13 protein-coding genes are annotated in these 14,012 nt (G+C 64.2%); 7 read left to right on the top strand and 6 right to left on the bottom strand.

The genetic code is table 11. The features are described from left to right. The first annotated feature begins 78 nt into the window (after positions 1–78). Positions 79–774 carry a fumarylacetoacetate hydrolase family protein gene (locus BMW75_RS20785; protein WP_092581671.1) on the top strand — a complete coding sequence of 232 codons (696 nt, stop codon included), beginning with the start codon at positions 79–81 and terminating at the stop codon, positions 772–774. A gap of 39 nt (positions 775–813) precedes the next feature. After that, positions 814–945 (top strand): entericidin A/B family lipoprotein, encoded by a 132-nt coding sequence (locus BMW75_RS20780; RefSeq protein ID WP_008164311.1) that lies wholly within the window; start codon positions 814–816, stop codon positions 943–945. A gap of 84 nt (positions 946–1,029) precedes the next feature. Here the strand turns inward: BMW75_RS20780 and BMW75_RS20775 are convergent, their stop codons facing one another. Genes BMW75_RS20775 through BMW75_RS20765 form a run of 3 tightly spaced genes read right to left on the bottom strand, consistent with a single transcriptional unit; the run spans position 1,030 to position 3,715 of the window. Beyond that, entirely contained in the window at positions 1,030–2,736 is a 1,707-nt protein-coding gene (locus tag BMW75_RS20775) for a PhoH family protein (protein WP_076519752.1), read from the bottom strand. 56 nt (positions 2,737–2,792) lie between these two features. Beyond that, a complete protein-coding gene (locus tag BMW75_RS20770; protein ID WP_076519753.1) occupies positions 2,793–3,257 on the bottom strand; it encodes a peroxiredoxin in 465 nt (154 codons plus the stop codon). Continuing rightward, positions 3,254–3,715, bottom strand: a complete 462-nt coding sequence (locus tag BMW75_RS20765) for an Mth938-like domain-containing protein (RefSeq protein ID WP_076519754.1) — start codon at positions 3,713–3,715, stop codon at positions 3,254–3,256. The genes BMW75_RS20770 and BMW75_RS20765 overlap by 4 nt, the downstream gene beginning before the upstream one ends. Positions 3,716–3,948: 233 nt before the next feature. Between BMW75_RS20765 and alaC the strand changes: the two genes are divergently transcribed. From alaC to BMW75_RS20745, 4 genes are all read left to right on the top strand, one after another. Continuing rightward, a complete protein-coding gene (gene alaC, locus BMW75_RS20760) occupies positions 3,949–5,136 on the top strand; it encodes an alanine transaminase (RefSeq protein WP_175493234.1) in 1,188 nt (395 codons plus the stop codon). A gap of 169 nt (positions 5,137–5,305) precedes the next feature. Continuing rightward, the gene (locus BMW75_RS20755) at positions 5,306–6,610 is read left to right on the top strand and encodes a homoserine dehydrogenase (RefSeq protein WP_076519756.1); all 1,305 of its coding nucleotides are present in this window, start codon (positions 5,306–5,308) and stop codon (positions 6,608–6,610) included. 111 nt (positions 6,611–6,721) lie between these two features. After that, on the top strand, positions 6,722–8,131 hold the full coding sequence (thrC, locus tag BMW75_RS20750) for a threonine synthase (protein WP_092581669.1): 1,410 nt from the start codon (positions 6,722–6,724) through the stop codon (positions 8,129–8,131). Between the two features lie 179 nt (positions 8,132–8,310). Next, entirely contained in the window at positions 8,311–8,532 is a 222-nt protein-coding gene (locus tag BMW75_RS20745) for a YgdI/YgdR family lipoprotein (protein WP_056567306.1), read from the top strand. A 109-nt stretch (positions 8,533–8,641) separates the two neighbouring features. Here the strand turns inward: BMW75_RS20745 and BMW75_RS20740 are convergent, their stop codons facing one another. Together BMW75_RS20740 and pepN are read right to left on the bottom strand one after the other, a co-directional pair. Continuing rightward, positions 8,642–9,673, bottom strand: a complete 1,032-nt coding sequence (locus BMW75_RS20740) for a class 1 fructose-bisphosphatase (RefSeq protein ID WP_076519758.1) — start codon at positions 9,671–9,673, stop codon at positions 8,642–8,644. Positions 9,674–9,683: 10 nt separating this feature from the next. Beyond that, positions 9,684–12,389, bottom strand: coding sequence for an aminopeptidase N (gene pepN / locus BMW75_RS20735; RefSeq protein ID WP_092581668.1), 2,706 nt, complete (start codon positions 12,387–12,389; stop codon positions 9,684–9,686). 147 nt (positions 12,390–12,536) lie between these two features. Between pepN and BMW75_RS20730 the strand changes: the two genes are divergently transcribed. Then, the gene (locus tag BMW75_RS20730) at positions 12,537–13,172 is read left to right on the top strand and encodes a DUF4136 domain-containing protein (RefSeq protein WP_092581667.1); all 636 of its coding nucleotides are present in this window, start codon (positions 12,537–12,539) and stop codon (positions 13,170–13,172) included. An 88-nt stretch (positions 13,173–13,260) separates the two neighbouring features. On the opposite strand, the gene BMW75_RS20725 is transcribed toward BMW75_RS20730, so the two are convergent. Further along, entirely contained in the window at positions 13,261–13,644 is a 384-nt protein-coding gene (locus tag BMW75_RS20725) for an H-NS histone family protein (protein ID WP_076519761.1), read from the bottom strand. Between the last annotated feature and the right edge of the window lie 368 nt (positions 13,645–14,012).

Below are 14,012 nucleotides of genomic sequence, written 5' to 3'. Positions count from 1 at the left end.
GGCATGCCAAGCGCGCGGCGTCGGGGTAACATGTTTCGCCGGTTTTCCGGTCACGTATTTGTCATAGGTTGATAGCTCATGGACTACGTTTTACCTCCCCAGCCCCCCGTCGCGGTTCCCGTTGCCGGCAGCGCTGCGCTGTTCCCCGTGCGTCGCGTCTACTGCGTGGGCCGCAACTACGCCGAGCATGCCAAGGAAATGGGATTCACCGGCCGCGAAGACCCGTTCTTCTTCTGCAAGCCCGCCGACGCCGTGTTGTTCGTGGCCGACGGCGAGACCGGCAAGATGCCGTATCCGCCCAAGACCTCCAACCTGCACTACGAGATGGAACTGGTCGTGGTGCTGGGCAAGGGTGGCCGCGACATCCCCGTCGAGCAGGCCAATGAATGCGTGTGGGGCTACGCGCTGGGCCTGGACATGACCCGCCGCGACCTGCAAGGCGAAATGAAGAAGCAGGGCCGTCCCTGGGAAATCGGCAAGGCGTTCGACCAATCCGCGCCGTTGGGCCCCATCCATCCGCGCAGCGTCGTCGGCACGCTCGACAAGGGCGCCATCTGGCTGGACGTCAACGGCGAGCGCAAGCAGTCCAGCGATATTTCGCAGATGCTGTGGAACGTGCCGGAAAGCATTTCGTACCTGTCGGGCCTGTTCGAGCTGCAGCCCGGCGACATCATCTTCACCGGCACGCCCGAAGGCGTGGGCGCCGTGCGCCAGGGTGACGTGATCACGGGCGGCGTCGAGGGGCTGGGCGAACTGCGCGTGCAGATCGCCTAGGGCCGGGCGTCTTCATTTTTTTCATTCAGGAGCTACAGCATGCGCGGCAAGATCGTGCTGACTGCCTTTGTCGTGTTCGGCTTTGTGCTGGCCGGTTGCAATACCGTGGCCGGCATGGGCAAGGACATGTCCCGGGCGGGCAATGCCATCACCAACGCGGCCGACAAATAATCGGCTCGCCGCGGTAAGAAAAAGCCCCTTGAGCGATCAAGGGGCTTTTTCGTTGCCGAAGCGATGACGGGTGCGGGCCTGGACCTACAGCACGTCGCCCGCGTAGTCGGCCAGGCGAGACCGTTCGCCGCGCTGCAGCGTGACGTGGCCCGAGTGCGGCCAGCCCTTGAAGCGGTCAACGACGAACGTCAGGCCCGAGCTGCCTTCCGTCAGGTAGGGCGTATCGATCTGGGCGATGTTGCCCAGGCAGATCACCTTGGTGCCGGGGCCCGCGCGGGTCACCAGCGTCTTCATCTGCTTGGGCGTCAGGTTCTGCGCCTCGTCGATGATCAGGTACTTGTTCAGGAAGGTGCGGCCGCGCATGAAGTTCAGGGATTTCACCTTGATGCGCGAGCGGATCAGGTCCATCGTGGCCGCGCGGCCCCAGTCCCCGTTGCCTTCGCCGTCGCCCATGTTCAGCACGTCCAGGTTGTCTTCCAGCGCGCCCATCCAGGGCAGCATCTTTTCTTCTTCGGTGCCGGGCAGGAAACCGATGTCTTCACCGACAGGCACCGTGACGCGCGTCATGATGATCTCGGTGTAGCGCTTGGTCTCCAGCACCTGCGTGATGCCCGCCGCCAGCGCCAGCAGCGTCTTGCCCGTGCCGGCCTGGCCCAGCAGCGACACGAAATCGCACTCCGGGTTCATCAGCAGGTTCATGGCGAAGTTCTGCTCGCGGTTGCGCGCCGTGATGCCCCAGACATTGTTCTTGCCGTGGGTGTAATCGCGCAGCGTGGCCAGCACCGCCATCTTGCCGCTCACTTCGCGCACCTGCGCGTACAGCGGCATCTGGCCTTCGAAATAGACGAACTGGTTGACCACGAACTGTGAACACAGCGGGCCGTGGATGCGGTAGAAGGTGGTGCCGCCCTGTTGCCAGGATTCGACGTCCTTGCCGTGCTTGTTCCAGAAGTCCTCGGGCAGTTGCATCACGCCCGAATACATCAGGTCCGAGTCTTCCAGCACATGGTCGTTGAAGTAGTCTTCGGCGGCCATGCCCAGCGCGCGGGCCTTCAGGCGCATGTTGATGTCCTTGGACACCAGCACCACTTCGCGCTGCGGGTATTTTTCCTGCAGCGCGCGCACCACGCCAAGGATCTGGTTGTCGGCCTTGCCCATCGGCAGGTCCGAGGGCAGGGTGCTGTGGATGGCCGTGGTCTGGAACATCAGGCGCCCGGTGGCGTCCTTGTTGCCCAGCTTGGCCAGTTCCAGGCCTTCGTCCAGGTGCGTGGCGTCCTGCACCAGCGAGTCCAGGGACCGGCTGACCTGGCGCGCATTGCGCGCCACTTCGGACATGCCCTTTTTCTGGTGGTCCAGCTCTTCCAGCGTCATCATCGGCAGGAAGATGTCGTGTTCCTCGAAGCGGAACAGCGAGCTGGGGTCGTGCAGCAGCACGTTCGTGTCCAGCACGAACAGCTTGCGCGGGGCGTTCTCGGCGCGGGCCTTGCCGCGCTTGGCGGGCGCTGGCGCGGTCTTGGCCTGTTGGCGGGCGGGCGCGCGCGCGGCCGGCGTCGCCGGCGCGGGCGGCGGCACCTCGCGAGCGGGGGATGGCGTGTGGGCCTTGCGCGCCGGCGCGGCCATGCCATCAAGTTCTGGCTGGACCAGCAGTTCGTCCTCGTCTTCGGCGAGGGCGGCCTGGGTGTTGGACCGCGCAGCGGCAGTCTTGGTGGTGCGGGCCTGCGCCCGGGCGGAGTCGCCCGAGGGGAAGGTCAGGATGGCTGCGGGGCGGGTAGGCAACTTCGGAAGCGGCATATGCGTCACTCTCCTGTTTGGGCCGGCTATAGCGCCTGACGGGTATTCCTGTGCGGCTAACCGATGCTTTTGGCGGCTTGCAGGACTTCCTTGGCGTGGCCCGGGACCTTCACCCCGCGCCACTCCTGCACCAGCACGCCATAGGCATCGATCAAGAAGGTGCTGCGTTCGATGCCGCGCACCTGCTTTCCATACATGTTCTTTTGCTTGATGACGCCGAACAGATTGCAGACGGTTTCGTCGGCGTCGGAGATGAGAGGGAAGGGAAGCTCGTACTTGGCCTTGAAATTCTCGTGCGACTTCAGCGAGTCGCGCGAGATGCCGATCACGATCGCGCTGGCCGCCAGGAACTCGGCGTGCAGGTCGCGGAAATCCTGGCTCTCGGTGGTGCAGCCGGGCGTGTTGTCCTTGGGATAGAAATACAGGATCACCGCCCGCCCCTGGCACTGCTCAAGGCTGATGGGGCCTATCGTGCTTTCGGCGGTGAACAGCGGGGCGGGTTTGCCTATGCTCGGCGTCATTGACTGGTTGCTCCATTGGGAGGGATGAGGGCGACGACCACGCGCCGGCCCTCAGCCATCAGGATGTTGTAGGTGCGCGAGGCGGCGTGGGTATCCATCGTTTCCACGCCGATGCCCACGGCCAATAGGGGACGTAATACTTCGGGACGCAGGAACCGTTGCTTGCCGCCGGTGCCCACCAGCAGGACCTCGGGCGCATTGGCCGGGCGGCTGGGCGAGGATTCCGGGGCGTCCAGGAAATCCATGGGGTCGCGGGCGGGCTCGGACAATCCGGCTGCCTGGAGCAAGAGGGAGGAGGTGATGTCGGCCGGCGACTCAACGGGCCAGACGGTAACTTCGCCTTCGGGGCCAAACGCGACCGACGAAGAAAAACGTACCTGGTTGACCTCGATGTAGCCATCGCCATAAGCGGTGACAGTGTTAAGAGCGGCCGTCGCAGGATCGGTATGCAGCTTCAATAAGAACTCCGGCTTTACGTGCTTGATAATAGCGCATAGGACACGCCGCATGTTGCAACGTATCCACGAGGGGAAAGTGGCTTTTTTTGCCTCATTTGCCGCCCGGGCGTCGTTGCGCTAGATTACAGGGTTTTGCTGCGCTGCAAACGTGTGCCGGCGCGGCTTTGAGCCCCTTTCCCTTCGCGCGACCGCGCCCTGGTCTTTTTGCCTTTTCGCCCCTAAGGATTCCCATCATGAGGAAGTTCTCTCGCATCGAGCGTTTGCCCCCGTACGTTTTCAACATCACCGGCGAGCTCAAGATGGCGGCGCGTCGGCGCGGCGAAGATATCATCGACATGTCGATGGGCAATCCGGACGGCGCAACGCCCAAGCACATCGTGGACAAGATGGTGGAGGCGACCTGCCGCCCCACCACGCATGGCTATTCCGTATCCAAGGGCATTCCGCGCCTGCGCAAGGCGATCTGTGACTGGTACCAGCGCCGCTACGCGGTCGAGTTCGATCCGGATTCCGAAGCCATCGTCACCATCGGTTCGAAAGAGGGCCTGGCCCACCTGATGCTGGCCACGCTGGACCGCGGCGACACCGTGCTGGTGCCCAACCCCAGCTACCCGATTCACATCTACGGCGCGGTCATCGCGGGCGCCAACATCCGCTCCGTGCGCATGACGCCGGGCGTGGATTTCTTCGAGGAACTGGAACGCGCCGTGCGCGAATCCATCCCGAAGCCCAAGATGATGGTGCTGGGCTTTCCCAGCAACCCCACCGCGCAATGCGTGGACCTGTCGTTCTTCGAACGCGTGGTGGCGCTGGCCAAGGAACACGACATCCTCGTCGTGCATGACCTGGCCTATGCCGACATCACCTTCGACGGCTACGTGGCGCCCTCCATCATGCAGGTTCCCGGCGCGCGCGATGTCGCGGTCGAGTTCTTCACGATGAGCAAGAGCTACAACATGGCGGGCTGGCGCATCGGCTACATGGTCGGCAACCGCGAGCTCGTCAACGCGCTCGCGCGCATCAAGAGTTATCACGACTACGGCACGTTCACGCCGATCCAGGTGGCTTCCATCGCCGCGCTGGACGGTCCGCAGGACTGCGTGAACGAAATCGTGGCGCAGTACCAGAGCCGCCGCGACGTGCTCGCGCGCGGCCTGCACGAAGCAGGTTGGAATGTGGAGATTCCCAAGGCGTCCATGTACATCTGGGCGCAGATCCCCGAACCCTACCGGGCGATGGGCTCTTTGGAATTTGCCAAGCGTGTCCTGTCGGATGCGAAAGTGGCCGTTTCCCCCGGGATCGGCTTCGGCGAGTATGGCGACGATTATGTGCGCTTCGCGCTCATCGAAAACGAGCAGCGCACCCGCCAGGCGGTGCGCGGCATCAAAGATATGTTCCGCAAGGACGGATTGCTAAAGTAGGGCTACCCCCCGCAGCGCTGCGCGCTTCCCCCCAAGGGGCGCCGCAGCGGACCGGCGAAGTCGGCTCCGCGCGGCCGCGCTGGGTGCTGCCAAGTAGGGTGTCCCTTGCACAGCATTATGGAGAACTGAAATGAATTCCCCTCAACGCCCGCCCGCAGAGGGCGGCGCGATGAACCCCATGAAAGTGGGCCTGCTGGGTCTTGGCGTGGTGGGTGGCGGCACGTGGACCGTGCTGTCGCGCAACGCCGAGGAAATCGCCCGCCGCGCCGGCCGCCGCATTGAAGTCACCCGCGCCGCCGTGCGCGACGTGGAGAAGGCGCGTGCCCGCGTGGGCGACTCCATCCTGGTCGATACCGACGTGCATGCGCTGGTGCGCGATCCCGAGATCGACATCGTCGTGGAACTCATCGGCGGCGATACGCTGGCGCGCGATCTGGTGCTCGAAGCCATCGCCAACGGCAAGCATGTGGTCACCGCCAACAAGGCGCTCCTGGCCAAGCACGGCAATGAGATATTCGCCGCCGCCTCCGAACGCGGCGTGATGGTGAACTTCGAAGCCGCCGTCGCCGGCGGCATCCCCATCATCAAGGCGATCCGCGAAGGCCTGACGGCCAATCGCATCCAGTGGGTTGCCGGCATCATCAACGGCACCACGAACTTCATCCTGTCCGAGATGCGTTCGCGCGGGCTGCCGTTCGCCGACGTGCTGGCCGAAGCCCAGCGCCTGGGCTACGCCGAAGCCGATCCGACCTTCGACGTGGAAGGCGTGGATGCCGCGCACAAGCTGACGCTGCTGGCCTCGCTGGCCTTTGGCGTGCCGGTGCAATTCGATCGCGCCTACATCGAGGGCATCTCGCAACTGGCCGCCGAGGACATCGAGCATGCCGAACGCCTGGGCTATCGCATCAAGCTCCTGGGCATCACCAAGCGCCGCCCCGACGGCATCGAATTGCGCGTGCATCCGGCGCTGGTGCCCGCCGAGCGCCTGCTGGCCAATGTCGAAGGCGCGATGAACGCCGTGCTGGTCAAGGGCGACGCGGTCGGCCCGACGCTGTACTACGGACAAGGCGCGGGCGAAGAACCCACCGCCTCGGCGGTCGTGGCCGACCTGGTCGACGTGACGCGCCTGCATACCGCCGATCCCGGCAACCGCGTGCCGCACCTGGCGTTCCAGCCCGATGCCATGTCGGACACGCCGATCCTGCCGATCGAACAGGTCAGCACGTCGTACTACCTGCGCCTGCGCGTGGACGACCAGCCTGGCGTGCTGGCCGACATTGCGCGCCTCCTGGCCGACCGTTCCATCTCCATCGGTTCGATGATCCAGCAGCCCTCGCACATCGGCGGCGCCGACATCATCTTCCTCACGCATGAGGCGGTGGAAGGCAACGTCAACCAGGCCATCGAGCGCATCGAATCGCTGCCCTTCGTGCGGTCCAAGGTCACGCGCCTGCGCGTGGAGAACCTGACGTGAGCAAGACCGACTCCGGAGCGCCTCTGGCGCTTTCCGCTGGGCGGTCCCCCTTCAAGGGGGCCTGCGCGCGGACCGGATCCGGCAAGGCTGGCGCATCGTGGAGCAATTGACATGAAATACATCTCGACGCGCGGCGGCATGGCCGCGCAGGAATTTTCCGACATCCTGCTCGAAGGCCTGGCGCCCGACGGCGGCCTGGCGGTGCCGCAGACGCTGCCGCAGGTATCGGCTGAAACGCTGGAATCCTGGCGCGGCCTGTCGTACGCCGACCTGGCCTTCGAGGTGCTGTCGCTGTTCGCGACGGACATCCCCGCGCAAGACCTGCGCCGCCTGACCCGCGCCGCCTACACGCCGCAGATCTTCAACAGCGAAGACATCGTCCCCCTGCGTCCGCTGGATGGCGGACTGTCGTTGCTGGGCCTGTCGGAAGGTCCGACGCTGGCCTTCAAGGACATGGCCATGCAGTTCCTCGGCCAGGTGTTCGAGTACGTGCTCGCCAAGCGCGGCACCACGCTCAACATCGTGGGCGCCACGTCCGGCGATACCGGCTCGGCGGCGGAATACGCCTTGCGCGGCAAGCAGGGCGTGGCGGTGTTCATGCTGTCGCCCCATGGCCGCATGAGCGCCTTCCAGCGCGCGCAGATGTACTCCCTGCAGGACGAGAACATCCACAACATCGCCGTGCGCGGCGTGTTCGACGAAGCGCAGGACATCGTCAAGGCGCTGGCCAGCGACCTGGCCTTCAAGACCCGCTACCGCCTGGGCGCCGTGAACTCGATCAACTGGGCGCGCATCGCCGCCCAGGTCGTGTACTACTTCCACGGCTGGCTGCGCGCCACCGAACGCGCCGGACAGCAGGTGTCGTTTGCCGTGCCGTCGGGCAACTTCGGCAACATCCTGTCGGGGCACATCGCGCGCAGCATGGGCCTGCCCATCCGCCGCCTCGTGCTGGCCACGAACGAGAACAACGTGCTGGAAGAATTCTTCCGCACCGGCGTGTATCGCCCCCGTCCGGCGGAACAGACCTACGCCACGTCCAGCCCGTCGATGGACATTTCCCGCGCCTCCAATTTCGAGCGCTTCGTTTTCGACCTGGTGGGCCGCGACACGGGACGCGTGAAGGAATTGTGGACGGCGTTGGCGCGCGACGGGTCTTTCGACCTGTCCGAGCTCAAGGACCAGTTTGAATCGCGGTACGGCTTCGTGTCGGGCGCCAGCTCGCACACGGATCGCCTCGCCACGATCCGCGCCGTGTACGACGCGACCGGCGTGCTGGTCGATCCGCATACCGCCGACGGCGTGAAGGTCGCTCGCGAGTTCGTCGAACCCGGCGTGCCGATGCTCGTGCTGGAAACCGCCTTGCCGGCCAAGTTCTCCGAGACCATCGAAGAGGCGCTGGGCCGTCCCGCCACCCCCCCGGGCAATCTTGCCGACCTGGAATCGTTGCCGCAGCGCGTCGAAATCATGGACTGCAATATCGAGTCCGTGCGTCGTTTCATCGAGGCCAACGCCAAGGTGTAAATCGCGCTTGCCGCATGTATTCGGTTGCAACCCCTCCCAGGCCCGCCCTGCGAGGGGTTTTTCGTTATTGGGGTCGGGGCCGATTACGTTCTTAAGCATTTTGCCGACAACCCGACACGATTTCGGGGCCGGATTCCGATAGAGTGAAATCACCTATTCAACACTCGGAGAACACGACCATGAACCTGAAGACCATGACGTTGGCCCTGGTGATGACCGGAGTTGGAGTGCTGGCCGGATGCTCGTCGCCCTCGGTTATCAACCAACGCGACGGCTCTTCGACCGTAGCGCCCGATGAGCCCGAATACGACAAGAAGTCGGGAATGTACGAATACGAGCAGAATGGCAAGAAGGTTCAGATCAACAAGGACGACGTGAAGTCCATCGAAGAGGTCAAGTAAGGCGCGCGGCAGCCTGATCAATCTGAACAGCCTGAACAGCCTGACAGTAAAAAGCCCCGGCCAGTTTCGAACTGGCCGGGGCTTTTTACTTTTGCGTCGAGGCTGGTAATCAGCCCGCGGCCTTGCTGCCTGCGTCTTCGGCGTGATAGCGGCCCACGCGTTCGACCTCGTTCTTCGAGCCCAGGATGACGCTCACCCGCTGATGCAGCTTCTCGGGCTGGATGTCCATGATGCGCTGCACGCCATTGATGGCCGCGCCGCCCGCCTGTTCGATCAGGAAGCTCATGGGGTTGGCTTCGTACATCAGGCGCAGCTTGCCGGCCTTGCCCGGTTCGCGGGCGTCCCACGGGTACATGAAGATGCCGCCGCGGGTCAGGATGCGATGCACGTCCGCCACCATCGAGGCGATCCAGCGCATGTTGTAGTCCTTGCCCAGCGGGCCGGTCGAGCCGGCCAGGCAGTCGTCGATGTAGCGCTTGACCGGGGCAGCCCAGTGGCGCTGGTTCGACATGTTGATGGCGAATTCCTTGGTGTCTTCCGGAACGCGGATGTTCTCGTGCGTGAGCACCCACGAGCCCATTTCCCGGTCCAGCGTGAAGCCCACCACGCCATTGCCGATGGTCAGCACCAGCATCGTCTGCGGACCGTAGACGGCGTAGCCGGCCACGACCTGCTTGTTGCCCGGCTGCAGGAAGTCCGCTTCGCAGACCGGCGCGCCCGACACATTGTGCGGCGCCTGCAGCACCGAGAAGATGGTGCCGATGGACACGTTCACGTCGATGTTCGACGAGCCGTCCAGGGGATCGAACAACAGCAGGTATTCGCCCTTGGGATAGCGGTTCGGAATCAGGTGGATGGTCTCCATCTCTTCCGAGGCCATCGCGGCCAGGTGGCCGCCCCATTCGTTGGCTTCCAGCAGGATTTCGTTGGACAGCACGTCCAGCTTCTTCTGGACTTCGCCCTGCACGTTCTCGCTGTCGAGGCTGCCCAGGACGCCGCCGAGCGCGCCCTTGCTGACGGCATGGCTGATCGCCTTGCAGGCGCGCGCCACGACTTCGATGAGCAACCGGACTTCCGGCGCGAGGGCTTGGGCGGAGCGCTGTTGCTCCACCAGGTATTGAGTCAGTGTTTTACGTTTCAAAAGGGTCTCCCTATGCAGCAAATTCTAAAGCCTTGGATACGATTTCCTGTACGTTGCGCGACAGGCCGTCGTGCTGGCGCACTTTCTCAAGCGCGGCCTGCATCGGCGCGCGCAGCGCAGGCACGAAGCGCGACCAGTTGTCCAGGGCGCGCGCCAGGCGCGCGGCGATCTCCGGATTCAACGCATCCAGCGCCAGCACCTGTTCGGCCCAGAAGGCATAACCCGAGCCGTCCGGATGGTGCATGCCGCGGGCGTTGTTCAGGCAGAACTGGAAAATCAGCGCGCGGGCGCGATTGGGATTGCGCAGCGTGAACGCCGGATGCTTTATCAGCTCGCGCGCGGTCTGCACCGTGGTCGAGCGGGCCGCGGCCTGCAGCGCGAACCACTTGTCCACCACCAGGGGATCGGCGCTCCACTTCGCGTAGAAGGCGGCCAGCGCGTCCTGCGGGAAGTCGCCCTGCCCAAAGTTGATCAGCGCCGACAGCGCGGCCATGCTGTCCGTCATGTTGCCGGCGTTGGCATACTGCTGTTGCGCCAGCTGCTGGGCCTGCGGTTCGCCCGCCGCCATCAGGTGGCTGAGCGCCAGATTCTTCAGCGCGCGCTTGCCCGCGGGCACGGGAGCGGGGCTGTATTCGCCCGGCGTCTGGTTGTCGTCGAACGCGCGGCGCAACTCGGCTTGCAGTTGCCGGCCGAGCTCCGCGCGCAGGAAGTCGCGCGCCACGGCCAGCGCGGGCGGATCGACCTGCTGCATGCGCTCGGCCAGGGTCTTTTCCGACGGCAGCGCCAGCGCGCGTGCGCGGTAGGCGGCGTCGAGCGCGGGATCGGTGAGCAGCGCGCGCCACGCCTGGATGAAGGCGGCGTCGGCGTGCAGCGTGCGTCCGGCCTGGCGGGCTTGCGCCAGCGCCAGGATCTGGCGCGTGGCCAGTTCCTGGCCGGCTTCCCAGCGGGCGAAGGGGTTGCCGTCGTGCGCGGACAGCAGCGCCAATTCCTCGTCCGACCAGTCGTAGTCCACGATGACGGGCGCGGAAAAATCGCGCAACAGCGACGGCACGGGGCTCTCGGCGATATCGTCGAACACCCATTGCTGGCTTTGCGTCGTCAGTTCCAGCAGGGCGGTGTCGACGACGGCGCCTTCGTGGCGCAGCGGCAGGGCATTGCCTTCGTGGTCGAGCAGGCCGATCGCAAAGGGAATGTGGAAGGGCGCTTTTACGTAATCGGCGCCGGCCTTCTTTTCCACGCCGACCGGCGGGCAGGACTGGGTGAGCGTCACCGTGCAGCGGCGGGCGGCGGCGTCGTGTTCCAGCTTGACCGAGACGCGCGGCGTGCCGGCCTGGCGATACCAGCGGCGGAACACCGACAGGTCGCGGCCGGGATGCTGGCGCTGGTAGACCGATTCCATGGCGCCGACAAAATCGTCGCACGTCACGGCCTGGCCATCATGGCGGCGGAAATACTCGTCCATGCCGGCGCGAAAGCCTTCCTCGCCCAGCAGCGTGTGCTGCATGCGGATGACTTCGGCGCCTTTCTCGTACACGGTGGCCGTGTAGAAATTGCCGATCTCCTGGTAGCTTTCCGGGCGGATCGGATGCGCCATGGGGCCGGCGTCTTCGGGGAACTGGGCCGCCCGCAACGCCACCACGTCGTCGATGCGCTTGACGGCCCGGGCGCTGGCCGCGGCGTCCGCGTCCATGCCGTGCGCCATCATGTCGGCGCTGAACTCCTGGTCGCGAAAGACCGTCAGGCCTTCCTTGAGGCTGAGCTGGAACCAGTCACGGCAGGTGACCCGGTTGCCCGTCCAGTTGTGGAAGTATTCATGACCGATGACGGATTCGATGCCTTCGTAGTTCGCGTCGGTGGCCGTGTCGGCGTTGGCCAGCACGTAGGCGGCATTGAAGATGTTCAGCCCTTTGTTCTCCATGGCTCCCATATTGAAGTCATGGACGGCGACGATCATGAAGCGGTCCAGGTCCAGCTCGAGCCCGAAGCGACTTTCGTCCCAGCGCAGCGCGCGCACCAGGGAATCCAGCGCCCATTCGGTCCTGGTTTCGGACCCCGGATCGCTGTAGACCTGCAGCAGCACCTCGCGGCCGCTGGCGGTGCGGACCTTGGTTTCACGGTGCGTCAGGTTGCCGGCCACCAGCGCGAACAGGTAGCAAGGCTTGGGGAAGGGATCTTCCCATTCGACCTCGTTGCGGCCGTCGGGCAACTGGCGCGAGGCGATCAGATTGCCGTTGGACAGGAGCACGGGGTATTCCGGGCGGGCGCGCAAGGTCACGCGATAGCGCGACATGACGTCGGGACGGTCGGCAAACCAGGTGATGCGCCGAAAGCCCTCGGCCTCACATTGCGTGAAGAAATTGCCGCCCGATACGTACAGCCCCATCAGCGTGGAGTTGGCCGATGGCTTGCAGCGGCTGACGATTTCGACCGTGGCATCGGCCGGCAGGCCCTGCAACGTGAGGGTGTGGTCCGACAACTGGTAGCGGGCGGCGGGCAGCGGCTCGCCATTCACGCCTACCGACACGAGTTCCAGCTCTTCTCCGTCCAGGATCAGGGCGGCGTCGGGTCCGGCTTCGGGCCTGCGCCGCACGTGCATCGTGCAACGCACTTCGGTCGCGTCGGGCGCGAGGTCGAAGGCCAGGGCGACTTCGGGGATTTCGTAGGGGTAGGGCTGGTAATCCTTGCGGTATACGGTAACGGGTGTTTCGGTGCGCATGGGATTTGCAGTCCTGTATGAACAATGCGCCTATTGTAGTGGTTGGCCGCGGGCCACACCCCCGGGCTTACGGGCTAGCCTTAAACTTTTGGCAAGCGCGTATGTCAAAGCTCGGTATCATGCGCCGTCGCGCAAAAGGAGCCGCAAATGTCCAGCACGTCGTTGTTCAGCAGTCTCGGCCGGTGGGCCGGTATATTGGCCGTGCTGGGCGCGTTGACCTTGACGGGCTGCGCCGCGCCGACCGTATCGGCCAGGGTGACGTCGTTCCAGCAATGGCCAACGGGCGTCGAGGGCCAGACCTATCAGTTCGTGCCGGCCGACTCCTCGCAAATCAATAATCTGGAATACCAGTCCTTCCAGGACATGGTGCGTGCCGGCATCGGCGCCACGGGCCTGGTCGAAGCCCGGTCCGGCGCAAAAGGCCGTTTCGACGTGTCGTTCCGCTATGGCAGTTCGCAGACCCAGGTGATGGTGCGCCGTCCCTATGATCCGTACTTCTACGGCGGTTATGGCGGTTTCTATGGGCCTGGGCCCTGGGGCATGGGCGCGGGATTCTGGGGGCCGGACTGGGTGGACGTGCCCATGGTGGTCCAGCGCAATTCCTTGTCGCTTTTCATTCGCGACACTCAGCAGGGCGGCGCCGAGGTATACCGTTCGACCGCCTTCATATTGAGCGAGCGTGACGATTTGATCCGCACGATGCCGTATCTGGTGCGTGCCATATTCGACAATTTCCCGGGCAATAATGGCGCGGAGCGCGAGATTCAATTCCCGCTGCGCTGAGTCCTTGGCGCGCGCGGCGCGCATTCTTAATATAAAAGCGGCGCACCATCATGGTGCGCCGCTTTTATTTCTTACTGCAGAATAGGTTTTATTCTTTGATAAGAAAACTCTCGCGGGTGGCGCCGCCAGCCTCTTCGGCGGCGAGCCAGCGCGGCGCCTTGCCGCGGCCGCTCCAGGTTTCGCCGGTTTGCGGATGGCGGTACTTGGGCGCAACGGCGCGCTTGGCGGTGGCGCCTGCGCGGGCGGGGGCGCTGGCCTTGCGGCGGCCGCCCGTGGCGGCGCGGGCGGGCTTGCCGGCGCCGTAGGCTGCGATGATTTCTTCGGGGGTGATGTCGTACTCGCGCATCGACGTGATGATCGAAGTGATCACGGGTTTGCGGCGCTTCGTCTGGAGGACTTCAGCCTTCTTTTGGAGCTTGTTGATTTCCTTTTCGATCTTTGCTTGCAGAGCTGCGTAGGTTTCTCGGGCCATGGTTTATTCCTGATTATGGAACTGCTTTAATCGCCGGCGAAGTTATGTTTATTTGTTGTGCTTCGCATAATACAGAATTTGCGCGCGGGCTTTGTCACTTTCAGACTAATTACTTTGTATCAAAAGGGTTGTTAGCCTTTTGGCCGGTGGGTGGCCGCACTCTTCATAACATGGGAAGGTAAATCTTAAATTTGGGACAAACTGAAACAAGCGCTTGCTTGGGCTGACAGGTCGACAGGATGGGGATCGATTGTCTGACAACTGGGAGGCCGACGCCCAATGTTGGCGGGGCTTGCGCGCATGCCGAACGACCGCAGGGAAACCATTTGGGCGCAATGCCGTCTATATGCCAGCCATTACCACCACGC

Source organism: Achromobacter sp. NFACC18-2 (assembly GCF_900108985.1).
Lineage (GTDB): Bacteria > Pseudomonadota > Gammaproteobacteria > Burkholderiales > Burkholderiaceae_B > Achromobacter.
The sequence above is the reverse complement of the archived record's forward strand: the minus strand, read 5'-3'. Positions and strand labels throughout refer to the sequence as shown.